17 protein-coding genes, 1 tRNA gene and 1 pseudogene are annotated in these 24,321 nt (G+C 62.3%); 9 read left to right on the top strand and 10 right to left on the bottom strand.

Going from position 1 to position 24,321, the window contains the following annotated elements; translation table 11 throughout:
• Window positions 1-5: 5 nt before the first annotated feature.
• Window positions 6-82, bottom strand: a tRNA-His gene (locus O7A60_RS17495).
• Window positions 83-432: 350 nt separating this feature from the next.
• The gene (locus O7A60_RS17490) at window positions 433-891 is read right to left on the bottom strand and encodes a phasin (protein WP_027144815.1); all 459 of its coding nucleotides are present in this window, start codon (window positions 889-891) and stop codon (window positions 433-435) included.
• Between the two features lie 248 nt (window positions 892-1,139).
• Here O7A60_RS17490 and O7A60_RS17485 point away from each other — a divergent pair, with 248 nt between their 5' ends.
• Complete coding sequence (locus tag O7A60_RS17485; RefSeq protein WP_337107299.1) at window positions 1,140-5,138, top strand: PAS domain S-box protein; 3,999 nt, start codon at window positions 1,140-1,142, stop codon at window positions 5,136-5,138.
• Between the two features lie 240 nt (window positions 5,139-5,378).
• On the opposite strand, the gene O7A60_RS17480 is transcribed toward O7A60_RS17485, so the two are convergent.
• Window positions 5,379-7,337 (bottom strand): acetoacetate--CoA ligase, encoded by a 1,959-nt coding sequence (locus tag O7A60_RS17480; RefSeq protein WP_337107298.1) that lies wholly within the window; start codon window positions 7,335-7,337, stop codon window positions 5,379-5,381.
• A 204-nt stretch (window positions 7,338-7,541) separates the two neighbouring features.
• Between O7A60_RS17480 and O7A60_RS17475 the strand changes: the two genes are divergently transcribed.
• Window positions 7,542-9,395 carry an AsmA family protein gene (locus O7A60_RS17475; protein ID WP_337107297.1) on the top strand — a complete coding sequence of 618 codons (1,854 nt, stop codon included), beginning with the start codon at window positions 7,542-7,544 and terminating at the stop codon, window positions 9,393-9,395.
• Window positions 9,396-9,423: 28 nt separating this feature from the next.
• Here O7A60_RS17475 and O7A60_RS17470 read toward each other — a convergent pair whose 3' ends face one another.
• The 6 genes from O7A60_RS17470 to O7A60_RS17445 all read right to left on the bottom strand — a co-directional run bounded on the left by O7A60_RS17470 (window position 9,424) and on the right by O7A60_RS17445 (window position 16,411).
• Window positions 9,424-10,242, bottom strand: a complete 819-nt coding sequence (locus O7A60_RS17470; RefSeq protein ID WP_015316315.1) for an ABC transporter permease — start codon at window positions 10,240-10,242, stop codon at window positions 9,424-9,426.
• On the bottom strand, window positions 10,239-11,207 hold the full coding sequence (locus O7A60_RS17465) for an ABC transporter permease subunit (RefSeq protein ID WP_027144810.1): 969 nt from the start codon (window positions 11,205-11,207) through the stop codon (window positions 10,239-10,241). The genes O7A60_RS17470 and O7A60_RS17465 overlap by 4 nt, the downstream gene beginning before the upstream one ends.
• Window positions 11,208-11,215: 8 nt before the next feature.
• Complete coding sequence (locus O7A60_RS17460; RefSeq protein ID WP_337107296.1) at window positions 11,216-12,352, bottom strand: ABC transporter ATP-binding protein; 1,137 nt, start codon at window positions 12,350-12,352, stop codon at window positions 11,216-11,218.
• A 75-nt stretch (window positions 12,353-12,427) separates the two neighbouring features.
• Entirely contained in the window at window positions 12,428-13,525 is a 1,098-nt protein-coding gene (locus O7A60_RS17455; protein ID WP_337107295.1) for a polyamine ABC transporter substrate-binding protein, read from the bottom strand.
• Between the two features lie 329 nt (window positions 13,526-13,854).
• Window positions 13,855-14,826 carry a DMT family transporter gene (locus O7A60_RS17450; RefSeq protein WP_337107294.1) on the bottom strand — a complete coding sequence of 324 codons (972 nt, stop codon included), beginning with the start codon at window positions 14,824-14,826 and terminating at the stop codon, window positions 13,855-13,857.
• A gap of 136 nt (window positions 14,827-14,962) precedes the next feature.
• Window positions 14,963-16,411 carry a helix-turn-helix domain-containing protein gene (locus O7A60_RS17445; RefSeq protein WP_337107293.1) on the bottom strand — a complete coding sequence of 483 codons (1,449 nt, stop codon included), beginning with the start codon at window positions 16,409-16,411 and terminating at the stop codon, window positions 14,963-14,965.
• Between the two features lie 236 nt (window positions 16,412-16,647).
• Here O7A60_RS17445 and aceA point away from each other — a divergent pair, with 236 nt between their 5' ends.
• From aceA to O7A60_RS17430, 3 genes are all read left to right on the top strand, one after another.
• The gene (gene aceA, locus O7A60_RS17440; protein ID WP_027144805.1) at window positions 16,648-17,937 is read left to right on the top strand and encodes an isocitrate lyase; all 1,290 of its coding nucleotides are present in this window, start codon (window positions 16,648-16,650) and stop codon (window positions 17,935-17,937) included.
• 64 nt (window positions 17,938-18,001) lie between these two features.
• On the top strand, window positions 18,002-18,244 hold the full coding sequence (locus O7A60_RS17435; protein WP_006202762.1) for an SMc00767 family acetate metabolism repressor: 243 nt from the start codon (window positions 18,002-18,004) through the stop codon (window positions 18,242-18,244).
• Between the two features lie 270 nt (window positions 18,245-18,514).
• Complete coding sequence (locus O7A60_RS17430) at window positions 18,515-18,928, top strand: ANTAR domain-containing protein (protein ID WP_246672679.1); 414 nt, start codon at window positions 18,515-18,517, stop codon at window positions 18,926-18,928.
• A gap of 72 nt (window positions 18,929-19,000) precedes the next feature.
• Here the strand turns inward: O7A60_RS17430 and O7A60_RS17425 are convergent, their stop codons facing one another.
• Complete coding sequence (locus tag O7A60_RS17425; RefSeq protein ID WP_140504700.1) at window positions 19,001-19,717, bottom strand: HAD family hydrolase; 717 nt, start codon at window positions 19,715-19,717, stop codon at window positions 19,001-19,003.
• 147 nt (window positions 19,718-19,864) lie between these two features.
• On the opposite strand from O7A60_RS17425, the gene O7A60_RS17420 reads away from it, so the two are divergent.
• From O7A60_RS17420 to O7A60_RS17405, 4 genes and pseudogenes are all read left to right on the top strand, one after another.
• Window positions 19,865-21,301 carry a glutamine synthetase family protein gene (locus O7A60_RS17420; protein ID WP_337107292.1) on the top strand — a complete coding sequence of 479 codons (1,437 nt, stop codon included), beginning with the start codon at window positions 19,865-19,867 and terminating at the stop codon, window positions 21,299-21,301.
• A gap of 46 nt (window positions 21,302-21,347) precedes the next feature.
• Window positions 21,348-21,715: pseudogene (locus O7A60_RS17415) on the top strand (four helix bundle protein).
• 43 nt (window positions 21,716-21,758) lie between these two features.
• A complete protein-coding gene (locus tag O7A60_RS17410; protein ID WP_337107291.1) occupies window positions 21,759-23,045 on the top strand; it encodes an NAD(P)/FAD-dependent oxidoreductase in 1,287 nt (428 codons plus the stop codon).
• 385 nt (window positions 23,046-23,430) lie between these two features.
• Window positions 23,431-24,315 carry an SH3 domain-containing protein gene (locus O7A60_RS17405; RefSeq protein ID WP_337107390.1) on the top strand — a complete coding sequence of 295 codons (885 nt, stop codon included), beginning with the start codon at window positions 23,431-23,433 and terminating at the stop codon, window positions 24,313-24,315.
• Window positions 24,316-24,321: the final 6 nt, after the last annotated feature.

Genomic DNA, 24,321 nt, shown 5'->3' with positions numbered 1-24,321 from the left:
GCCAATGGTACCGTTGGCTGGGATCGAACCAGCGACCTCCGGATCCACAATCCGGCGCTCTAACCATCTGAGCTACAACGGCACGTCTTAACGTTGGTAGCGGGATCGAGGTGGAAGGTTCATCCTCCGCGATCCGCTCTGTCGTTCGGCGATGCGTCCTTACGGGCTTATGAATTCTAATTCAAGGCTTTTGCAAAGCAAAGGCCACTTCCCCACAGCGGTGCACCTTTCGCCGGGCAAAGAAAAAGGCCGGCGGGAGGAGGTGCCGGCCTTTTCCTGTTACGAGCCAGCGGGAGGAGGTGCTGGCTGGTCACCCCGGAGGTGAAGGGAGGAGGTTCCACCCGCCGGGTATTCGCTTGACCGCCACTATCTCACATCTATTTGTCCGACAAAATGCGACCTTTTGTTGCATCCGCGGACGATGCGCAATTATTAGGCGGCCTTGATTTCCTTGATCGCCTTCTCGAAGGCGGTCTTGATCGGCTTCGAGACATCCTCGGCCGCCTTGGAGGCAACAGCCTGGAAGTCCTTGGCCTGCTCGACGGTCAGCTCGACGCGCTTGCGCAGGAAGGCGGTCTGCAGCTCGACGACTTCCGACAGCGACTTGGCGCCGATCAGGGCTTCGAGATGCGAGAAGCCGGCCTCGGCGTTGGCGCGCAGCGCCGCGATGGTCTTGAGCGACAGATCGCTGGAAACAGTCTTGGCGGTTTCATAGGTCGACTCCAGGGCCTTCTGGGTCTCCTCGGCGCCGGTCTTGAGCTTGGCGTAGGCCTCTTTCGACTGCTCAACGCCCTTTTCGGCGAAAGCGCGCATCTGGTCGGTGGCCTTGGAAGCGTCGAAGCTCGGGAATTCAACGTTTTCGATGGTCTCGGCAGTCTTGGTCCTGGACATTTTCCATCCTTTTCAGCGGCAGCGGCTTTGACAGAAAGCCGTCTCGTTCATGTATGATGGCAATATAAAGGCAATTTTTGTGCATTGCAATATCCTTGTTGCAGTGCACAAAAAAATGTTTTCGGCCGTTAACCAAACAGCCAAAATTCAGCCTTTGCACGTTCTGGCTTGTGGACCTTCGTGGCTGCGGCTTTTATTAACAAAGCGTTAACTGCAAATTCGCCGCTCCGTGAGGGTTCGCCAAGCGCATGCCGTCCGAATATTCCTTCCTTGACGTCGCCGTACTCGACGCGGTCCGCCAGCGGTTTGCCGCCGGCGACGCGATCGCGATCCTGTCGGTGGACCTCGAGCAGGTGATCTGGGCCAATGGGCCGGGCGCCGCCATGTTCGGTTATCCCGATATCGAAGCGATCATCGGCGCCTCGGCGCGGCTGCCGCTGATCGCGCGCCGACAGATCATGGCGACCAGCGGTTTCCCGCAGATCGGCAGCGATCGCTCGATCACGGTGCGCCTGGCGACCGGCATGACCAGCCGCGCCGTCGGCTTTCTTGCCAGTGCCGTGACGCTGCCCGATGGCGAGAATGCCATCATGCTGGCCGTGCCGGCGGCGCAGACCGGCTCGCGCAGTGCGGCCGAGATCGCCAGCCGGGCGATCAGTGGCTTGACCGAAGACGGCCATTTCATTGCCTTCATCGATGCCAAGGGCAATATCGAGTCCGCCTCGGAGGGATTTTTGGCACTCAGCATCCAGCCCGCGACACTGGCGGCCCTGGTGGCCGACGTCGCGGCCGAGGGCGAGCGCATCGTCAAGCGCCTCGTTCCGGGCGGCAGGACCTCCTACCCGGCGGGCCTCGCCCGGCTGACGCCGGAGCGGCATCTACTGGTGGTGATCGACGAGGATCAACTGGAGGACAGCGCATCCGGCGCGGCGGCTTCGGCGGACGGCTCGCCCGCGGCAACGGAAAACCCTGCCAAGGAGATTGGCAGCACAATGGAGGCGGCGGAAACCGCCGCTGTAGAATCCGGGTCTCGGCGGGACAAGCAGCCGACAGCCGATGTTTCGCGGACAGAGGCGGTCGAACAGCCGACGGCGGCCAAAATGGAACAGGAGCCCGCCCCTTTCGAGCCCGTCGCTGGCGATATGCCGAAACGAGCAACGCGAGAAATCGAGGAGCCGGCCGCGCCGGCACTGGTCGCCGCCGACAATGACCAACCGGCGGCGGGCACGCCGGCACAGCACGATCATTGGTATTTCAATGCCGGAGAAGACAACGCGCCGGAACCGAAAAGCGTGGCCGAGGCGGCCGGCACCGAGGCTTCGGCGGACAGCGTGAAGCAGGACGAGGTCGCCTCCCCGGCAGCTCCGACTACAGCTTCGGCCACCCGGACGATAGGCCGCTCGGCGGCACCGATACGTTTTGTCTGGCGTACCGATGCCGAGGGCAAGTTCAGCGCGCTGTCACCGGAATTTGCCGATGTCGTCGGTCATCCGGCCGCCGACGTGATCGGCCGACGCTTCAGGGATGTCGCGGCGGCTTTCGGCCTTGATGCGTCCGGCGAGATCGCCGGCCTGCTGGAGCGGCGCGACACCTGGTCCGGCCGCTCGGTGCTGTGGCCCGTCGTCGGCACCGACCTGAAGGTCCCGGTCGACCTGGCGGCATTGCCCGTCTATGGCCGCAGCCGCGCCTTCGAAGGCTTCCGCGGCTTCGGCGTCGCGCGAACCGGGGACGCGGTCCTCGATCCGGAAGCGATAGGCATGGCATTGGTGCCCAATGGCGAGGTGCCGGCGGCACAGAAACCGGAGGCCGTGGAGACGGCGCCTGAAGGGCCAGAGGCCGACGGACCCAAGGCATCGGATCCGTTCAAGGGCGAAGTGCCGGCGCTGACGATAGTACCTAAACCGGAGCGGCGCTTCGCCGACAAGGTCATCCGGCTGGCCGAACACCGGCAGCCGGCCAACGACAAGGGGCTGTCGACGCTGGAACGCAGCGCGTTCCGCGAGATCGGCGAGCGTCTGAAGAAAGAAAGTTCCACGGCAGAGCCGCCGGCGGCCGAACCAGCCGAGCCGGCAAGGCAAGCGGAACCAGGTGCCGGAACAGGCTCTTTGCCGGAGCCGCACGACGCGACCAAACCCGCGACCGATACGAAACCGCCGGTGGACATCGCCACCCCGGATGCCGAACCAACAAATTCGACCCAGGAACCAGTGACCGGCCCGGCGCATGAGATGGCAGCGCCCGGTGCCGAAGACGAGCCGGGTGCGGGCGAACCTTCCCCGGGCGATGCCGAGGATCAGAGGGATCTGGCGCGGCTCGACGGTGCGCAGCCGGACCAGGTCGAACAACAGGCGCCGAGCTCCGAATCCCCGCCGCCGAGGGCTTCGGGCTCCCTGCTCGACTATGCCGATAAGGAGGACGAGCCTGCCCATGCCGCCGACGGCAGCGACGAGGCGTCAGCGCCCGAGGCACAGGAGATAATCGGCGAGGCGGCAGCGCAGGCAGGACCTGCCAAGGCACCGCCGGCCGATGACGACAGCATGACGTCAGACGATTTTCGCGACGCCGAGGACGATGAGGACTGGGCCGGCGAGCAAGCGACTGCATCCGGCGAGGAAACGATTGCGACCACCGGCGGAACCGGCGGCAGGCATGAGGCGACCGAGACATTTGCCGAGCGGCCGCGCCTGCAAGTGCCGCCGCTCAAAACCGAAGGGTTCATGCCGTCAGCATTTTCCGTCGGTGCCGAAAACAAGACGCCGGATACATCACTGCTCGGCAAGCTGCCGGTGCCGCTCATCATCCATTCGGGCGACCAATTGCACTATGCAAACGAGGAATTCCTCGACCTGACCGGGTACGCGACACTGGAGGACCTGGAGGATGCGGGCGGCCTCGGCGCTCTGTTTGCCGACCCTTATGCCGATGACGACGCCTCCGACGGCAGCGACCGGGCGCTGCGGCTGAAGACGCGCGACGGACAGGAATTCCCTATCGATGCCATCTTGCGCTCCGTGCCCTGGCGCGACGGCAAGGCCCTGATGCTGGTCGTGCGCCGCTCCGGCGAGGATGATGCGCCTGTGGCCCTGCACGTGATCGGCGAGGAGCCAACGCAGCCCGATATTTCCGAGCTCAAGGCACGCATCGCCGAGATGCGCACCATCATCGACACCGCCACAGACGGGGTCGTGCTGATCGGCAGCGACGGTACCATCCGTTCGATCAGCCGCCCGGCCGAAGCGCTGTTCGGTTTCGACAGCGACGAGGTGACCGGCAAGCCGTTCGCCTCGCTGTTTGCGATCGAGAGCCAGCGCGCGGCGCGCGACTATCTCACCGGCCTGTTGGAGCCTGGCGTGGCGAGCGTCTTGAATGATGGCCGCGAGGTGATCGGCCGCGAAGCACAGGGGCGCTTCATCCCGCTGTTCATGACCATCGGCCGGCTGCCCAACGACAGCGGCTTCTGCGCCGTGGTGCGCGACATCACGCAGTGGAAGCGAGCCGAGGAGGACCTCACCCAGGCGCGTGCGGTGGCCGAACGCGCTTCCTCGCAGAAGACCGATTTCCTCGCCCGCATCAGCCACGAGATTCGCACGCCGCTCAACGCCATCATCGGTTTTTCCGAACTGATGGTCGACGAGAAGTTCGGGCCGGTCGCCAATGACCGCTACCGCGACTATCTGCGCGATATCAACCGCTCGGGCAACCACGTGCTCGATCTGGTCAATGACCTCCTGGACATCTCGAAGATCGAGGCCGGCCAGCAGGAAATGGCTTATGAGGCGGTGTCGCTCAACGATACGCTGGCCGAAACCGTGGCGATGATGCAGCCGCAGGCCAACCGCGAACGGGTCATCATCCGCTCCAGCTTCGCCTCGCGGCTGCCGGAAGTGGTGGCCGACCTGCGCAGCGTGCGCCAGATCGCGCTCAACATCCTGTCCAACGCCGTCCGCTATACCCAGGCCGGCGGCCAGGTGATCGTCTCGACCGCCTACGAGACCTCGGGCGATGTCGTCATGCGGGTGCGTGACACCGGCATCGGCATGAGCCAGTCCGAGATCGAGCAGGCGCTGAAGCCATTCAAGCAAATCAACGCCCTGAAGCGCGGACGCGGCGACGGCACCGGCCTTGGCCTGCCGTTGACCAAGGCGATGGTGGAAGCCAACCGCGCCCGCTTCACCATCAATTCGACGCCCGGCGAAGGCACGCTGGTGGAGGTTGCGTTCCCCTCGACCCGAGTGCTGGCGGAATAACAAGCCCAAAAGAAAAGGCGTCCAAAGGACGCCTTAAGAGATGAGATTGCTGTCACAACGGGGGCTTGAGCTGAATTCAGATCCTCGGGGGCTGAGGAACGGGATTTCTCCCTCAAGTTACATCCGACTATCGACGCCGGGCCTTAACAAGTCCTTACCGGGTCGCCAAAAAATTTACGAATGTGTACCACTCGTGAAATCTAGGTAAATTCGCGTGCCATATTTCGTTAACCATGCCGGTCACTCGGCGAGTTGCGGCAGGTTCCTGAACAGTTCCAGCGCTTCCGGGTTGGCGAGCGCTTCCCTATTTTTGATGGCACGGCCGTGCACGACGTCGCGCACGGCGAGTTCGGTGATCTTGCCCGACTTGGTGCGGGGGATATCCGATACGGCGACGATCCTGGCCGGAACGTGGCGAGGGCTGGCGCCGCTGCGTATCTTGGCGCGGATGCGTTTTTCCAGGTCCTCGTCCAATTGGACACCCGCGGCCAGCCGCACGAACAGCACGACGCGCATGTCATTGTCGAAATCCTGGCCGATGCACAGCGCCTCCAGGATTTCCGGCATCTGCTCGACCTGGTTGTAGATTTCCGCCGTGCCGATGCGCACGCCACCTGGATTGAGCGTCGCGTCCGAGCGGCCGTGGATGATCATGCCACCATGATCGGTCCATTCGGCGAAATCGCCATGACACCAGACATTGTCGAAACGCTCGAAATAGGCCGCCTGGTATTTCTTGCCGTCGGGATCGTTCCAGAAGCCGATCGGCATGGACGGGAAAGCCCTGGTGCAAACCAGTTCTCCCTTCTCCTGCCTGACCGGCTTGCCGTCATCGTCCCAGACATCGACGGCGAGGCCGAGGCCCGGCCCCTGGATCTCCCCGGTCCAGACCGGCTCGATCGGCACGCCGAGGACGAAGCAGGAGACGATGTCCGTGCCTCCGGAAACCGAGGCCAGATGCACGTCCTTCTTGATGCCGTCATAGACGAAGCGGAAATCCTCGGGCGAAAGCGGCGACCCGGTGGAGGAGATGGCGCGCACCGTCGACAGATCATGGCTGCGGATCGGCTTGAGGCCGGCCTTGCGCACGGAATCGATGAACTTGGCCGAGGTGCCGAAGAAGGTCATCTTCTCGGCATCGGCGAAATCGAACAGCACGTTGCCGTCGGGATGGAAGGGAGAGCCGTCATAAAGCAGCAGCGTGGCGCCGGAGGCCAGACCCGATACCAGCCAGTTCCACATCATCCAGCCGCAGGTGGTGAAATAGAAGAAGCGGTCGCCGTCGCCGAGGCCGGCATGCAGCCGGTGTTCCTTGACATGCTGGATCAGCGTGCCGCCGGCCGAATGGACGATGCATTTGGGAATGCCGGTGGTGCCGGACGAAAACAGAATGTAGAGCGGATGCGAAAATGGCAGCCGCTCGAAGATGACGGGTTTGACGGCGAAGGGCGACAGCGCCTCCTCCATCGCCACCGCCTTGTCGATGGTATCAGCAACATCGGCGGAGGTGCCGAGATAGTCGACGAGCAGGACCTTGCGGACGCTGCCGAGCCTGGCCGCGACCGCCTTGACCTTGTCGGCGACCTCGATCGCCTTGCCATTGTACCAATAGCCGTCCGGCGCGATGAAGATGACAGGTTCGATCTGGCCGAACCGGTCGAGCACGCCCTGCTCGCCGAAATCGGGAGAACAGGATGACCACACCGCACCGATCGAGGCGGTGGCCAGCATGGCGGCGACGGCTTCGGGCATGTTGGGTATCATCGCCGCGATACGGTCACCCTCCTTCACCTTGAGCGACAGGAAGAGCTGCTGCAGGCGCGAGACCAGGCCATGCAGTTCGTTCCACGACAGCCGCCTCTCGACCTTGTCCTCGCCGCGGAAGACGATTGCCTCGCCGGCACCGGTTTTTTTCAGGAGGTTCTCGGCGAAATTCAGCGACGCATCGGGGAAGAAAGAAGCGCCGGGCATCCTCTCGCCATCGAGCAGCAGTCGTTCGCCTTTGTCGCCTTCAAGACCGCAGAAATCCCAGACAAGATCCCAGAAAGATTCCCGGTTCTCGACCGACCAGCGGTGAAGATCGGCGTAGGATGAAAATGGACTGCCGGTATTCGCTGCCGCAACCTTCATGAAGGCGGTCAAGGGCGAGGCATCAATCTGGTCTTGCGTCGGGGTCCAGAGCGGTACTTCGCCAGCCATGATCGATCCTCCCACGGTCGTCATCGCTTATGCATATCGCAGCGCAGCAGAGCAAGATTTTGTTGGGCTGAAGCGGTCAGGTGTGCGCAAATGCCATCGCCGGGCCATAAAGACTTGAAATGCGTCAGCCCTAAGTCGTAGTGACGACAGGGGTTACACCCGTCGGACGATCGTTTTTGTCGGAATGTAAGCATACGGGGCTATATGCCATCATCCTTGATCCGCCGCGGAGTATGGGCGATCGGCGCTGCCGCGATCGTCATCGCTCTGGTGGTCGCGGCCCTGCCGCTGATTGCCTCGACGCGGATCGTGCGTGACCGCATCGCCTGGGAATTGAGCGCCTGGAGCGGCTTTCGGGTTGCCATCGAGGGGTCCCCGCGCATCGAGGTCTGGCCGAAATTCCGCGCGATCCTGACCGATGTGACGCTGTCGAAGTGGACGGATGCCGATGCGCCGCCGGTCGTCGAAGCCGAACGGGTCGAGGTCGACCTCTCGGCCATGGCGGCATTGCAGGGCGATGTGGTGTTTTCCACGGCACGGCTGGTGCGGCCGACGATCCGGGTCCAACGCACGGCGGACGGGCTATTCCTGCCCACGGCGCCGACCGGCGGGCGCATCGCGCGCTCCATCGACGCGGCCCGTGGCCTGGTCAACGCGGATCCCGCCAAGCCCGACCTGGACAAGCTGCCGGACGACACTTTCGGAACCGTGGAGTTCAGGGATGGCCGCATGGTTGCGTCCGTCAAAGGCAAGGATGTGGAGATCCTGAGCAGTCTTAGCGGCCAGGCTACTTGGGCGGCGATGAACAGCAACGCGACACTGTCCGCGACCGGTATCTGGCGTGGCGAAAGCGTGACCGTGGATGCCGCCTCGCCGAGACCCCTGGTGCTGTTTGCCGGGGGCATGGCACCGCTCACTCTGTCCTTCAAGGCAGCGCCCGCCACTTTCTCCTTCGACGGCACGGCCAACATGTCCGAAAAAGCCTATTTCGATGGCCAGGTGAAATTCGCGGCGCCCTCGCTGCGCCGCGTGCTGGAATGGTCGCAAGCCGGCATCGCGCCGAGCGCGGCGATCGGTTCGGTCAGCATTTCGAGCAAGGTCACGGCGTCGACCGGTCGCGTTAAATTTGAAAACACGGCGCTGGCGCTGGACAACAACCCGGGCATGGGCGCGCTGGACCTGTCGCTTGGCGAGGCGCAGCCGGTGATCTCGGGCACACTTGCCTTCGACACGCTCGACCTCAAGTCGTTTCTATCTGCCTTCACCTCGCTGGGACCAGCGAACAGCAGCGAGCCGGGTCAGATCGACACGAGTTTCGCCGATCGGGTCAATCTCGATCTCAGGCTGTCGGCGGCCCGTGCCACGGCGGGGAGTATCCAGCTTGCCGATGTCGCGGCCACCGCCCAGGTCAAGGATGGTCTTTCCGTCTTCGACATCTCCGACGCCTCGGCTTTTGGCGGCAACATCCAGACCAGCCTTCGTTTCGACCGTAAACCCGAGGGCACCCAGGTCGAGATCCGGCTGCTGGCCTCCGACGTCGATGGTGGCGCGTTCGGTACCGCGGCGGGGATGACCCGGCTGGTGCCGGTCGGCACCGGCACCGTTTCGGTCATCCTCAAGGGACCGGGAAGGACCTGGGATTCGATTTTTGAAAACGCCGACGGCTCGGTCTCGGCGACCTTCGGCCCTGGCGCGCTCAGCAAGTTCAACCTGCCGGCCTTTCTCAAGCGTACCGAACAGGGCGGCTTCTTCGCGCTCGATGATGTCTCGGACGGGACGCTGCCCATCGATGGCGCCGAAGTGAAGGCAACCATTTCAAGAGGCGTGGCCAGACTCGACAAGGCCGAGGCCAATTCGGCGAAATACAAGATCTGGCTTTCCGGCATCGCATCCTACGCAGGACGCGGACTGGCGCTGTCGGGCGGCGTCATCCAGCCGGATCAGCCAGCAACGCAAAAGAACGGCCAGCAGGGGCCTAACCAGTCGTCGTTTTTCGTCGGCGGAACGTGGAGCACGCCGTTCATTTCACCCATCAGCCGTGGCGTTTCGGGCGAATAACGCCTTGCGCCCGAAGCGCCGCTCCTAGCTAACCGCGTTGCGCGGCCCGCTCATCAAGCTGCCGCTGCACCTCGCGACGCTTGTTGGCGACCGAAGCGATGATGACGCCAACCGTGACGATCGCGATCAGGAGGGTGCAGGCGGCATTGATCTCCGGCGTCACGCCAAGGCGGACCTGGCTGTAGATCTTCATCGGCAGCGTGGTGGCGCCAGGGCCCGAAGCAAAGCTGGCGATGACCAGGTCGTCCAGTGACAGCGTGAAGGCCAGCATCCAGCCGGACACGATCGCCGGCAGAATGACTGGCAGCGTGATCTGGAAGAAGGTCTTTACAGGCGGCGCGCCAAGATCCATGGCGGCTTCTTCCAGCGAGCGATCGAAGCTGACAAGCCGCGACTGCACGACGACCGCGACAAAGCACATTGTGAAGGTGATATGCGCGAGGATCACGGTCGTCATGCCGCGATCCATGCCGATGGCGACAAACAGCAGGAGCAGCGACAGGCCGGTAATGACATCAGGCATGACCAATGGTGCGAAGATCATGCCGGAGAACAGGACCCTGCCCCGGAAGCGTGTGTAGCGGGTCAGCGCCAGGGCCCCCATGGTGCCGAGAACCGTGGCTACGGTCGCTGAAATCAGACCGACTCGGATGGTCACCCACGCGGCGTCCATCAGGCCCTGATTGTGGAACAGCGATACGTACCATTTGGTGGAAAAGCCGCCCCAGACGGTGACGAGCTTGGACTCGTTGAAGGAGAAGACGACGAGCAGCACGATCGGCAAATAGAGAAAGGCAAAACCGAGCGTGATCGACGTGATGTTGAAACGGCTCCAGGTGGTGTTCATTTGTCCTGCTCCTGCGCGCGGGCCTGGGCATGCTGGAACAAGACGATCGGTACGATCAGCAGCAACAGCAGGATGACGGCAACGGCCGACGACACCGGCCAGTCACGATTGGCGAAGAACTCGTTCCACAGCGTCTTGCCGATCATCAGCGTCTGCGAGCCGCCGAGCAGGTCGGGGATGACGAATTCGCCGACGGCCGGGATGAACACCAGCAGGCAGCCGGCAATGACGCCGGGCAGCGACAGCGGAAAGGTGATCTTCCAGAAGGCAGCGGTCGGCGGACAGCCGAGATCCTTGGCCGCCTCGATCAGGGAGTAGTCCATCTTTTCCAGCGACGAATAAAGCGGTAGCACCATGAACGGCAGGTAGGAATAGACGATGCCGATGAAGATGGCCGTGTAGGTGTTGAGGATCACCAGCGGCTGATTGATGATGTGCAGCGACAAGAGCAACTGGTTGAGCAGGCCCTCGGGCTTCAGGATACCGATCCAGGCATAGACGCGGATCAGGAACGACGTCCAGAACGGCAGGATGACCAGCATCAGCAATGTCGGGCGGATCGTGGCCGGAGCGCGCGCCATGCCATAGGCGATGGGATAGCCAACCAGCAAGGTCAGCCCCGTGGAGATGGCAGCGATGACGACGCTGGTGAGGTAGGCCTTGAAATAGAGTGCGTCCTGCGTCAGCCAGACATAATTGTCGAAGTTGAGGTCGCGAAAGCCGGCGAAGAAACCGGAAACGCCGTCCCTGAAATCGAGCACCGGCGTATAGGGCGGCATGGCGATAGCCGTCTGCGACAGCGAGATCTTGAAGACGATGACGAAGGGGACGAGAAAAAAGAACAGCAGCCAGAGATAGGGAACGATGATGACGAGCCGGCTGACGAAGCCGGCACCCAAACGCGTCAGGAACGGATTGGCGGCAGTCGATGGCGCGGCGGCATCGGCGACGGCGGTATTGGACATGCCCGCCCCTACCGTGCCAGCACGACGCCGGCGTCGGGCCGGAAGGACACCCAGGCACGGTCGTTCCAGGTCAGCGGATCCTCGGTCACACGAGCCGCGTTCAGGGCGCTTGCCCGCACGATCTGCCCGTCATCCAGCCTGACGTGATAGACGGTCATGTCGCCGAGATAGGCGATGTCGTAAACCTCGCCCTCCAGCGCGTTGACGGCATCGGCCGGCTTCTTCGATGAAACCCTGATCTTTTCCGGCCTGACGGCGAAGATGATGTCGGCGCCTGTTGCGGCGGCGCCATTCTCGACGACGATCTGGGCTCCGGTCGCGCCGGTGATGCGTGTTGTCTTGTCGGTGCGCTCGGCAACCTTGCCCTCGAACATATTCACGTTGCCGACGAAATGAGCGACGAAGCGCGACGTCGGAGCCTCGTAAACCTCCGCCGGTGTCGCAACCTGCATCACCTCGCCCTTGTCCATGATGGCGATGCGATCGGCCATCGTCATCGCCTCTTCCTGGTCATGGGTGACGACGACGAAGGTGAGACCAAGCTCCTGCTGCAGATCCATCAGTTCGAACTGGGTTTCCTCGCGCAGTTTCTTGTCGAGCGCGCCGAGCGGCTCGTCGAGCAGCAGCACCTTCGGTCGCTTGGCGACCGAGCGGGCAAGCGCGACGCGCTGGCGTTGGCCGCCGGAGAGCTGGTGCGGCTTGCGCTTGGCGAACTGCTCGAGCTTGACCAGCTTCAGCATGTCGGCGACGCGCTTTTCGATATCGAGCTTCGGCATGCCTTCCTGCTTGAGGCCGAAGGCGATGTTGTTCTCGACCGTCATATGCGGGAACAGGGCATAGGACTGGAACATCATGTTGACCGGCCGGCGATAGGGCGGAATGCCGCGCAAATCCTGACCATCGAGCAGGATGCGACCGGCTGTCGGTTCCTCGAAGCCGGCAAGCATTCTGAGCAGCGTCGACTTTCCGCAACCCGAGGCGCCGAGCAGGGCGAAGAATTCACGCTCGAAAATGGTCAGCGACAGACTGTTGACGGCGGTGAAGTCGCCGAACCTCTTGGTGACGCCGTCGAACTGAATATATGGCTTGGCCTTCGGGTCGTTCCATGGCGCGAAGTCCCTGCGGATGCTGCCAAGCGATTTCATATCCCCACTCCGTACTTTTTATTCCCCAAAAGAAATCGACCCCGGCAGTTGGCTGCCGGGGTCGCGTCGGATTGCCTACTGGCCGGTGACGATCTTCGTCCAGCTGCGCGTGATGATGCGCTGCGTCTTGGGATCGTAAGGCTGGACGGTATAGAGCTTCTGCAAGGTCGCGGCGTCCGGATAGACCGAGGGATCGTCGAGCAGCGCCTTGTCGACGAACTGCTGCGATGCCTTGTTGCCGTTGGCATAAAGGACATAGTTCGACGATTTGGCGATCACTTCCGGCGTCATCATGTAGTTGATGAATTCAAGCGCCTCGGCGACATGCGGCGCGTCGGCGGGGATCGCCATCTGATCGAACCACATCTGGGCGCCTTCCTTCGGCACGGAATAGCCGATTTCCACGCCTTGCTTGGCTTCGACCGCCCGGTTGCGAGCCTGGAACACGTCACCCGACCAGCCGACCGCCAGGCAGATGTCGCCATTGGCAAGTGCGTTGATGTATTCGGACGAGTGGAATTTCCTGATATAGGGACGGATCTTGAGAAGAGCTTCCTCGGCCTTGGCAATGTCGTCAGGCGAGGTGCTGTTGGGGTCCAGACCGAGATATTTCAGCGCCGCCGGCAGGATGTCGGAGGGAGAATCCAGCACATAGACCCCGCAATCCTTCAATTTGGCCAGGCTGTCCGGATTGAAGAAAGCATCCCAGCTGTCGATCTTGTCGGTGCCGAGCGCTGCCTGCACTTTCTTGGTGTTGTAACCGATGCCGACCGTGCCCCACATGTAATTGACCGAATATTCGTTACCGGGGTCGTATTTGGCGGTGCGCTCCGTAACCGTATCCCACATGTTGGAGAGGTTCGGCAGCTTCGACTTGTCGAGCTTCTGGAACACACCGGCCTGGATCTGGCGAGCCAGGAAATTGCCGCTCGGCACGACGACGTCGTAGCCGCTGCCGCCGGCGAGCAGTTTGGTTTCAAGGATTTCGTTGGAATCGAAGGTGTCGTAGACGACTTTGATGCCGGTCTTCTTGGTGAAATCGTCGATGATCGAACTGTCGATATAATCCGACCAGTTGAAGACGTTGACGACGCGGTCGGCGGCGTGACCGGCGGGCGTCAAAAGCGCCAGAAATACCGAGGTTGCCGAAAGCCAGAGCGCTTTGCGGATCATGCTATTCTCCTTTGGTGAGTGTTCCATTGCCGGCGCGTCGCGACATGCTCGCGCTGCCGGGCATTTTGCTTCAGACTATTGAGCTTTCCAGGGGCCGACAAGCGCCATCCGGCACGCCGCCTGCGGCAACCCGGCCGTTCGGGGCGGGAAGGAATTGCGGTGCCGTCAGAAGCTTTCGCCGCCGCGCGGAGAGAGATACAAGAATGTGGTCCGGTCTCGATCGAGCCGCCGGGGAGACTTGGCAAGATAAGCCTGTCTTGTTGTTGCCGTAGTCCCAGCCTGCCCGGGCGGCAGCGACATTGTCAATGGGCAAAGCTTCGGCGCCGGCATCAATTAGGCGAAGGCACTCCGGTGACCCCAGCCCGCTGCGGCCGCGCCTGGCGCTTGAATTCCAGCCCAATATGGACAAGCAGCGCCGTGACCACCACCGCGCCGCCGATCATGGTGCGCCCGGACGGCACCTCGGAATGAATGAGCCAGACCCATATCGGCCCCAGGATCGGCTCGAACGTGCCGAGCAGTGCCGCGATCGCCGCCGGGATCAGGCGCGCGCCGGTGGCGAAGAAAGCAAGGCCAAGGCCGAGATTGACCACGCCGAAGACGAAGAGAAAGCACATGTCACCGGCCGACACCATGAAGGTCGAGGCTTGCGAGGCAGCCAAGCCCGCCGCCAGGATCGTGCCGAGACAGGTCGCCGGCGTCATGCGCACGCTGGAGAAGCGCCGGGTGATGACGGTGGCGATCGAGAACATGAACGCGATCAGCAACGCAAGTCCATCGCCTATGGGCGAGACGGCACCATCCAGTGATTCCGACACCATGATGGCTACGCCGGCGATAACGGCGGCAATGGCCATCCAGGTCGCGACGGTTACTCTTTCGCGAAACAGTGCCCAGGCAAACAAGGCCGCCAGGAGCGGCACGCCGGCCTGCATCAAGAGGATGTTGGCGACGGTGGTATAGGCAAGCGCCACGACGAATGAGGTCGAGGCAATGGCGAAGCAGAATCCCACGGCAATGCCTGGCAAGCCCATGTCCCGGAATGACGTCACCATGCCGCGCCAGCCGTCACGCCAGACCATGAAGCAGAGCAGGAAGGCGGCGGCCCAAACGGAGCGCCAGAAAATAACCGTCCAGCTGTCACCGGCGCTGAGGAAGCGAGCGATGGTGCCGCCGAAACTCCACATCAGCGCCGACAGGAAGACCAGAAGCATGCCGACTCGTTCGTCGCGCGGCGAGACTGTCGAGGTAGCAAGGCCGGTCGATGCAACAAGGGTCGGAGATGATGCTGTGTCTGTCATGGGCGCGACTGTCGAGCTTTTGTGGACGGGACGATGCGCAAGGGACGACAAAGAACTACTCTGTTCACGTAACGCAAAGACTTAAACCGCGGGTGATCCAGAGACCGGCGACGATTGTGGCACCTTTGCCGCAACGTTACTGAAAATCGAACGCGCTCAGGCCGGTCACCATCTCGTCGAGGCCGAGGGGTCGCGTCACCGGCGGCTCGGCGCGCGCCAGGCAGCCGACGCGCTCGCAAAGCCGGCAGGCCGGGCCGACAGGCGTCGCCGCGATGGTGCCTGCCCCCACCTTCGCGCCGACTGCCGCGCCAGGCAGCACCGCGCCATAGACGATGTCGTCGCGAAAGCCGATGTCGCAGCCGAGCAGCAGTGCCGTGCGGCGCGGGCGTTCGGAGAATGCGCCTTGCGGCCCCTCCAGCGTGCGGGCGATGCACAGGAACTCGGCGCCATCAGGCATTTCCACCGCCTCGACGAAGACCTGACCGGGCTGGGTGAAGGCGACATGCACGGGAAGCTTGGGACAGCCGCCGCCAAAGCGGCTTTGCGGAAACCCCTGGCTGCCGGCCTTGCGAAAGCGGTTTCCGGCATTGTCGACCTCGAGCATGAAGAAAGGCACGCCAGAAGCACCTGGCCGCTGCAGCATGGTCAGCCGGTTTGCCGCCTGCTCGAAGGAGACGCCAAAGCGCGAGCGCAGGACTTCGATGTCGTAGCGTGAGCGAACGGCCGCCGCGTGAAAAGGCTGATAGGGCATCATCAGCGCGTGGGCGGCATAGCGGCCGAGTTCGAAGCGGGCAAGGCGGCGCGCCTCGTCCGTGGCCAGCCTCAGCGCCTGGATCTCGCCGGCGATCGCGACGGTCATGCGGATCAGGCAGGCCTCCATCGCGACTTCACGCAACTGGTCGAATGGTGACAGGCGCTCGGACAGGAACAGGCGCTGCGAGTGGCGGTCGTAGCGGCGGCGCCAGTTCGGCATGGTGGCGACCGGCAGAACCTTGACCACGATGCCGTATTCGCGCTTCAGCCATGCCTTCAATGCGCCAAACAAGTCGTCGCCGGGGTCAAGCACCGACGTGAACGCCTCGGCCTCTTCCTCGAGCGAGGAAAAATGGTTCGGCTGCCGCTCGAAAATCTCGCGCACCTCGTCGATCGGCAGGCGGGCGCCGGAGAGCGCTGTCGTCCGACCCTCGCGCGCCAGAAGCTCGTTGATGTCGGACAGCCGCTCGGCCTGCTCGCGATAGGCGCGGAACAGTTTTATCACCCCGGCGGAGGCATTTGGCGCCGCCTCGGCAAGCTCGATCAGTTCCTGATCTCCCAGCAGTTCGCCAACCAGCAGCGGATCGGTGAACACCTCCTTCAGGGCAGCGACCGATCCCCTTGCCTCGCCCTGAAGCTCGTGCGGATCTACCTTGTAGACGGAGGCCAGCTTCAGGATCAGCTGCACAGTCAGCGGCCGCTGGTTGCGCTCGATCAGGTTGAGATAGGACGGCGAGATGCCGAGCCCCTCGGCCATTGCCGTCTGGGTCAGGCCCTTGGCGTTGCGGATGCGGCGAATGCGCGGCCCGGCGAAAATCTTCTGATCAGCCATCGACCATCCTTGACAGGACTTTACACGACATCAGCCGCGATCCCAGCCTGCTTGTCTTTACAGGATTGACAAATTTACAGCGCCTCCCTGTCAAACGCAACACAGATTTTCCCTTATGTCCGGTGAGGTTTTCTGATTTTTCTGGCTCATTTTGCATCGCAATGTAAATTCAGTCACACAGAAATATTCCCACAACTGGCGCGCGGACGTCGTGCAGAAACCCTTCGGAGCGACCAATGACTGATTTTTACAACCTCGTCCCCTCGGCGCCTGAAGGCCGCTTCGACGGCATTGAGCGTCCCTATTCGCCGGAGGATGTGAAGCGGCTGCGAGGTTCGGTGCAGATCAGGCAGAGCCTTGCCGAAATGGGTGCCAACCGGCTGTGGAAGCTCATCCACGAGGAGGACTTCGTCAACGCATTGGGCGCCATGTCCGGCAACCAGGCGATGCAGCAGGTGCGCGCCGGGCTGAAGGCGATCTATCTGTCGGGCTGGCAGGTTGCCGCCGACGCGAACACCGCCTCGGCGATGTATCCGGACCAGTCGCTCTATCCGGCCAATGCGGCGCCCGAACTGGTCAAGCGCATCAACCGCACGCTGCAGCGCGCCGACCAGATCGAGACCTCCGAAGGCAACGGGCTTTCGGTCGAGACCTGGTTCGCGCCGATCGTCGCCGACGCGGAAGCCGGCTTCGGCGGCCCGCTCAACGCCTTCGAGATCATGAAGGCGTTCATCGAGGCGGGTGCCGCCGGCGTCCACTATGAGGACCAGCTGGCGTCGGAGAAGAAGTGCGGCCATCTCGGCGGCAAGGTGCTGATCCCGACCGCGGCGCATATCCGCAACCTCAACGCCGCGCGGCTCGCGGCCGACGTGATGGCCACGCCCACCCTGGTCGTGGCGCGCACCGACGCGGAAGCGGCAAAGCTGCTCACCTCCGATATCGATGAGCGCGACCAGCCCTTTGTCGACTATGATGCCGGCCGTACGGTGGAAGGCTTCTACCAGGTCAGGAACGGCATCGAGCCTTGTATCGCACGGGCCGTTGCCTATGCGCCCCACGCCGACCTGATCTGGTGCGAGACCTCGAAGCCCGACCTGGCGCAGGCCAAGAAATTCGCGGAGGGGGTGCGCAGGCACCATCCAGGCAAGCTGCTCGCCTATAATTGCTCGCCGTCGTTCAACTGGAAGAAGAACCTCGATGACGCGACGATCGCCAAGTTCCAGCGGGAACTGGGCGCCATGGGTTACAAGTTCCAGTTCATTACGCTGGCCGGCTTCCACCAGCTCAACTACGGCATGTTCGAACTCGCCCGCGGCTACAAGGCGCGGCAGATGTCGGCCTATTCCGAGTTGCAGGAAGCGGAATTCGCGGCGGAGGCCAATGGCTATACCGCGACCAAGCACCAGCGTGAGGTCGGCACCGGCTATTTCGATGCCGTCTCGATGGCGATCACCGGCGGCCGGTCATCGACCACCGCCATGCATGAGTCGACCGAGCACGCGCAGTTCAAGCCGGCGGCGGAGTGAGTTCGCCAAAAAAGACGACCAACAGAGGAAACGCCCGAGAGGGCAAGGACATAGGAGACGACCAATGGCATCCATAAGCCGCGTCAAGGAACGGGCAGAAGAGCAATCGACCACGATGAGCGTCGACCAGCAGGCGACGATCCGCATGCTGGCCAACGATCTGCACAGGCTCAACCAGTCGGTGATGAAGGCGGTGGAGGCGGGCGTCTCGGTGGAGCTCGTGCGCTCCGCAAGGCATCATGGCGGTGACGGCAATTGGGGTGACCTTTTGATCCCGGTCATCGTCACGCAACAGAGCCATGGCTGATCCGAAATCGTCTAGGCGGCCTTTCACCTGCGCAATGAATGCGCAGGTGAATTTTATTTTTACGCAACCAAGCCATGGACAGAGCAGTACAGTACTGTTGCTTTGAATCCACTGTTGTGGAGGACGCCTCCAGGTTCTTTTATTTCAACTTGACAAGGGTGCGATCTCACGCCAATTGTCGCCCAGATTTCAACTCTGCATTGAAATAGGGGCGAACTTCTTGGCCGACTTGGGTGCCCAGTGAACCGCGAGAGCGAGACCGCAAAACATGTGAATCTGGGGACCCGGGATTCAAGCACCAACACGATCCGCGATCTCTCGCGGGTGCTTGTTGTCGGGAAATCGCCGATCAACCGGGTCGTCGTATCAAAGATCGTCGAACGGTCCGGGCTCAGACCAATCTCGGAACCGCCTGATATCGCAGCGAAAACCTTGCGGACGCTGGTGCCGGGAGCGATCGTCCTCGATGGTGGCCCCGACAACAAGGACTGCGACAATCTGATGCCCGGCATCGAAATGTTGCGCCGGACTTCGGGCAAATCGCTTCCTCCCGTGATCCTGCTTTCAACCAAGAATGGCACGCCGGAGAGCCTTGGCCTGGCGAAAGTCGTCGACGTGGTGGTGGCAAAGCCGATCACGCCCGAACGGCTGCAACCGGTGATCGATCGCCTGATCAACCGCTGAGGCAATTCCGGGAAAGTCGTGCCGCGGTTTTCCGCCCGGATTTATTCAAAAAGCAAATAATCGCAGTCGCGATCAGCTTGGCTTCGCGATGCTTTCTATCAGTTCCGGCAATTGACCGAGATCCGATATCTGGCGGAAACGCGGCTCTGCGACTGGCGCCTCGACATGTTCGAGCACCCAGGTCAGTTCGTGCGGCACATGGACACCCCAGCCGCCGGCCTCGATGGCGGGCACCACGTCCGACTTCAGCGAATTGCCAACCATCATGCTCCTCGCCGGGCCGTCGCCATGGCGGTTGAAAAGGCGCGCATAGGTCGCGGCCGTCTTGTCGCTGACGATCTCGACGGCATCGAACAGATCGCCCAGCCCGGAGCCGGCCAGCTTGCGCTCCTGATCGAACAAATCGCCCTTGGTGATCAGCACGAGGCGGAAGGTGCCGGCGAGTTTCTCGACCGTCTCGCGCGCATAGGGCAAGGGCTCGATCGGATGGCCCAGCATCTCGCGACCGGCGTCGAGAATCTCCGATATGACCGAGGCCGGCACGCGCCCGTCGGTGACCTCGATCGCCGTTTCGATCATCGAGAGTGTAAATCCCTTGATGCCGAAACCATAGATCGCAAGGTTGCGCCTCTCGGCCTCCAGCAGTCGCGCCGAGATCTGCTTCTCCTCGCCATGATCGGCCAGCATGGCGGCAAAGCGCTTCTCCGTCATGCGGAAGAATTGTTCGTTTTGCCAAAGCGTGTCGTCGGCATCGAAGCCGATCGTGGTCAGTTCGCTGCTGGTTCGCATCACCGGCTTCTTGAATGCGGGAAGACACCAAACCTAAGCCGAGCGGCGGGCGGTTTTCAACCTGCAACGGAAAATGCCGGCGGTGGCTCCCTTCCCTTCCATCGCGCGGCACGGCTATACTCCGAAATCCGCAACCCAATCTGGTGAATGATGCCGCCTGCAAAAAAGGAAGTCCGTCCGTCGAGCCGCGGAGGACGGGCGCGCATGCCTGCCTTTGTGAAAAACCTGCGTGGTGTGAAGAACTGGAAGGAAGTCAGCGATTGGCTGGAATGGCGCGGCATCGAAGATATCGAATGCATCACACCCGATCAGGCCGGCGTGGCGCGCGGCAAGATGATGCCGTCGAAGAAATTCACCTCCAACACTTCGCTGGCGCTGCCTTCGGCCGTCTTCATGACGACGATTTCCGGCGGCTATCCAGAGGACGGCAACGGCTTCCACTACCCTGAAGACGACGGCGACCTCAAGCTGATGCCGGACCTGTCGACGCTGACGGTGGTACCTTGGGAAGAAGACCCGACGGCGGCCGTGATCTGCGATCTCGTCCACCAGGACGGCCGCTCGGTCGAGTTCACGCCGCGCAATGTGCTGAAGCGCGTCCTTGCAGCCTATGACAGGCTTGGGCTGAAGCCGGTCGTGGCGCCTGAGATCGAGTTCTACCTCGTGCGCAAGAACCCGGACCCGGACTATCCGTTGACCCCGCCCGTCGGCCGCTCGGGGCGCGCGATCGGCGGCGGCGCCGGCTATTCGATCGCCGGCGTCAACGAGTTCGACGAACTGATCGACGACATCTACCATTTCTCCGAAAGCCAGGGGCTGGAGATCGACACGCTCATCCACGAAGAGGGCGCCGGCCAGCTCGAGATCAATCTGCGCCATGGCGACCCGATCGAACTTGCCGACCAGGTGTTCATGTTCAAGCGCACCATCCGTGAGGCGGCACTCAAGCACGAGATCTACGCGACCTTCATGGCCAAGCCGATCCAGGGCCAACCGGGCTCGGCCATGCATATCCACCAGTCGATCGTCGACAAGAAGACGGGCAGGAACATCTTTTCGGCCGAGGATGGTTCCGAAACCGAGGATTTCTTCCATTTCATCGGCGGCATGCAGAAGCACGTGCCGAACGCGTTGGTGATGTTCGCGCCCTACGTCAACTCCTACCGGCGGCTGACGCAGGCGGCGTCGGCTCCCGTCAACAACAAATGGGGCTACGACAACCGCACCACGGCGTTCCGGGTGCCGCGCTCCGACCCCGCGGCGCGGCGCGTCGAGAACCGCATTCCGTCCTCCGACGCCAATCCCTACCTGGCGCTGGCAGCCTCGCTCGCCTGCGGGCTGATCGGCATCACCAGGAAGATCAAGGCCGAGCCGCCCGTGCTGACAACCGCCAACGCGGACGAGATAGACCTGCCGCGCAGCCTGCTCGAAGCCGTGGACCTGTTCGAAGGCGACGAGGAACTCTGCGCGTTGCTGGGCAAGTCCTTCGCCGCCACCTATGCCGCGATCAAGCGCGCGGAATTCGAGACGTTCATGGAAGTGATCAGTCCGTGGGAGCGGGAATATCTGCTGCTCAACGTTTAGGGGAGTAGGGGAGTAGGGGAGTAGGGGAGTAGGGGAGTAGGGGAAAATGACGGAGAAAACGGGCTCCTACAAGGATCTGGTAGTCTGGCAACAAGCAATGGATCTTGTGGTGGCGGTTACGGCGCGACGAAATCCTGGCCCAAGGAGGAGCTTTACGGACTGACCAGCCAAGTGCGGCGAGCCGCAACCTCGGTGCCAGCGAACATAGCCGAGGGCTATGGCAGAGAAGTCCGAGGTTCCTACCAGCAATTTCTCCGTATCGCTCAAGGCTCATTGAAGGAGCTGGAAACTCAGCTTCTCATCGCCGGGCGTATCGGTATCGCGCCGCAAACGACGGCATCCTCGTTGTTGGTAAGCACCGAAAGTGTGGGAAAACTCCTTCGGCTGCTAATCCGTAAACTTGTACTCGACTAGCTTCCCCTACTCCCCTACTCCCCTACTCCCCTAACAGAGCATCATGCCTTATCAATCCCCAATCTCCCCTGGCCGTTCCTGGTATGAGGACACGGCCGGCCCGCGGCCTGAATATCCGGCGCTCGATGGCGACCGGACCTGCGATGTGGTTATTGTCGGCGGCGGCTTTACCGGTTTGTCGGCGGCAACGCATCTGGCAAAGGCAGGGACCAATGTCGTTTTGATCGAGTCCTACCGCTTCGGCGATGGCGCTTCGGGACGCAATGGCGGTCAGCTTGGCACCGGCCAGCGGGCCTGGGCCGAGGATCTGGAGGCCGAATACGGCCTTTCCCGCGCCAGGGCGCTGTTCGATCTTGCCGAGGAGGCCAAAGCCCACCTGCTTGATTTCGCGGCCATCAACCAGATCGATATCGACTACATGCCGGGCCAGCTTTCGGTTGCGCACAAGCCGCGCTATGTCGACGACTACAAGGCTCATGCCGAGATCATGGCCGGCCGTTTCTCCTACCCGCATATTTCCTTCATGGATGCGAAGGAGACGGCGGAGCGGCTGGGCTCGAGCGCCTATTTCGGCGGCACGCGCGACACCGGCACCGGCCATATCCATCCGATGAAGCTGGTGATCGGCACGGCGCGGGTGGCGGCACAAGCCGGCGCGCACCTGTTCGAAGGGACGCCGTCGACCGGCATCATTTCCATCGGGGGCAAGGTCAGGGTCTCCACGCCGAGAGGGACGATCTCGGCGCAGAAATGCCTGATCGCGGTCAATGCCTATGGCGGAACGCTCGAGCCGGTGAGTGCCGCGCACATCATGCCGATCGGATCCTTCATCGGCGCGACCGTGCCGCTGGGTTCGGATTCGAAAGTGTTGCCGGGGGGCGAATCGGTCGACGATTCCCGTTTCGTCGTGCGTTATTTTCGCAAATCCAGGGATGGCCGGCTGTTGTTCGGCGGACGCGAGGTCTATGGCGTCAACGATCCGAAGGACATCCACATCCACATTCGCCGCCAGATCGCGGAACTCTATCCGGCGCTGAGCGATGTCGAGATCACCCACGGCTGGGGCGGTTATGTCGGGATCACGGTGCCAAGAAAGCCGTTCGTGCGTGAAGTGATGCCGAATGTGATCTCGGCCGGCGGCTATTCGGGTCACGGCGTCATGCTGTCCAACTTCTTCGGCAAACTCTATGCCGAAACCGTCACCGGCAACCGCGACCGGATGAAGCTGATCGAGGAATTGAAAATTCCGCCATTTCCTGGCGGCCGCCGGTTTCGGGCGCCGCTGCTTTTCCTCGCACTAAACTGGTTTGCGCTGCGGGACAGGATCTAATGCGTCGTGCAAAAGTGATCTGCCTGGGAAGAACGACGCGCATCAAAACAAGATCTAAAAGCGCGTTGTATAAGTCCGTTTCCACGCGACGTGCTTTAGGCAGGGATTGGATGGCCGTTATCCCATACGATCACGATCTCATGTAATATTGTAATATCTATGTAACATTTGTTGCCCGGGCGACACATTGCGGAATTGCCGGCGAAGGTGCAGAATCCTTGGTAATGGCGTACTGATGCCACAATCGCGAGCGAAAGGTCCGCGTCTGGGCGATTGTTCGGGGATTGTTGCGGGCCTGTCCGCGTTTTGGGACCGATGCTGATCGAACGCATGATTTGCGATATCTGATCGAAAGAACACCGGCCCGCTTATGGAGGTGGCAAGAGTGAGAGAGCCCTTCAGTTTCGGTGCTCCGGAACGTCGGCGCTTTGCCATGCAGTTCGGCTATGACATGCGCCCGTCATTCTGGCAGGGAGTCCGCTCGAACTCGCACCTGGTCATTGCCGCGGTCGGTACCGCAGCCCTGCTTGGCGTTGCCGCGGTGGCACTCTGGCTGGCATTGCCGACCAGCGAGAGGCAAGCGGTCGCCAGCCCCGAGCAGAGCATTCCGAGCATTCCGGTGAAGACGACGAAAGTTTCCCCTTCGGGAACTACGGTGACAGCGGCTGCCGTGACACCGCGGGTAGAGCGCAAGTCCAGCCAGGTCCCACCGACCATGATAGCGGCGGCGGGCAACATACAAGCGCTTGCGGCCAACGATCCTCGCTGGACCGGGGCACAGCAGAAGGCTGCTGCCGCAGCAGCAGATCCCGATCAAACGGCTGCCCCCAGCCAGGTAGCCAAGCAGCCTGAGCCGACGCCTGACAAAACAGCGGCAGCATTCGCCCAATCGTCTACCGATACCGATGCCACCGACGAGCTTGCCAAGGTTGCCGCGCCGAGCCCACCTGCGAACAGCAGCAATCCCGATGGCGCGCAGACCGCCGCCATTCCGGAGACGCAGCCGCAAGTGGCGGACCAAAAGCCCGCGAATGCACAAGACGAGGACAACGCAGCCAAAGCGAAGCCGCGCAAGGTGGCGGCGGCGGGCGGCGGCCGTATCCTCAGGACTGTGACCATGCGCAGTGCTCCGAAGAAGGGCGCTACCTCCATCGGCACGGTGCCTGCCCGGACTTCAGTGCAACTGATAGGCTGCAAGAAGTGGTGCGAGATCGTCTACAACGGCAAGCACGGCTGGGTGTACAAGAGCTACGTCAAGCCCGGCGCGTAATATCCG

The sequence above is a fragment of the Mesorhizobium salmacidum (SeqCode) genome, assembly GCF_037179605.1.
In the GTDB taxonomy this organism is placed as follows: Bacteria; Pseudomonadota; Alphaproteobacteria; order Rhizobiales; family Rhizobiaceae; genus Mesorhizobium; species Mesorhizobium salmacidum.
The sequence above is the reverse complement of the archived record's forward strand: the minus strand, read 5'-3'. Positions and strand labels throughout refer to the sequence as shown.

Coding starts and splice junctions, on each gene's coding strand:
- O7A60_RS17490 (WP_027144815.1), bottom strand. CDS start 891: ATGTCCAGGACCAAGACTGCCGAGACCATCGAAAACGTTGAATTCCCG.
- O7A60_RS17485 (WP_337107299.1), top strand. CDS start 1,140: ATGCCGTCCGAATATTCCTTCCTTGACGTCGCCGTACTCGACGCGGTC.
- O7A60_RS17480 (WP_337107298.1), bottom strand. CDS start 7,337: ATGGCTGGCGAAGTACCGCTCTGGACCCCGACGCAAGACCAGATTGAT.
- O7A60_RS17475 (WP_337107297.1), top strand. CDS start 7,542: ATGCCATCATCCTTGATCCGCCGCGGAGTATGGGCGATCGGCGCTGCC.
- O7A60_RS17470 (WP_015316315.1), bottom strand. CDS start 10,242: ATGAACACCACCTGGAGCCGTTTCAACATCACGTCGATCACGCTCGGT.
- O7A60_RS17465 (WP_027144810.1), bottom strand. CDS start 11,207: ATGTCCAATACCGCCGTCGCCGATGCCGCCGCGCCATCGACTGCCGCC.
- O7A60_RS17460 (WP_337107296.1), bottom strand. CDS start 12,352: ATGAAATCGCTTGGCAGCATCCGCAGGGACTTCGCGCCATGGAACGAC.
- O7A60_RS17455 (WP_337107295.1), bottom strand. CDS start 13,525: ATGATCCGCAAAGCGCTCTGGCTTTCGGCAACCTCGGTATTTCTGGCG.
- O7A60_RS17450 (WP_337107294.1), bottom strand. CDS start 14,826: ATGACAGACACAGCATCATCTCCGACCCTTGTTGCATCGACCGGCCTT.
- O7A60_RS17445 (WP_337107293.1), bottom strand. CDS start 16,411: ATGGCTGATCAGAAGATTTTCGCCGGGCCGCGCATTCGCCGCATCCGC.
- aceA (WP_027144805.1), top strand. CDS start 16,648: ATGACTGATTTTTACAACCTCGTCCCCTCGGCGCCTGAAGGCCGCTTC.
- O7A60_RS17435 (WP_006202762.1), top strand. CDS start 18,002: ATGGCATCCATAAGCCGCGTCAAGGAACGGGCAGAAGAGCAATCGACC.
- O7A60_RS17425 (WP_140504700.1), bottom strand. CDS start 19,717: ATGCGAACCAGCAGCGAACTGACCACGATCGGCTTCGATGCCGACGAC.
- O7A60_RS17420 (WP_337107292.1), top strand. CDS start 19,865: ATGATGCCGCCTGCAAAAAAGGAAGTCCGTCCGTCGAGCCGCGGAGGA.
- O7A60_RS17410 (WP_337107291.1), top strand. CDS start 21,759: ATGCCTTATCAATCCCCAATCTCCCCTGGCCGTTCCTGGTATGAGGAC.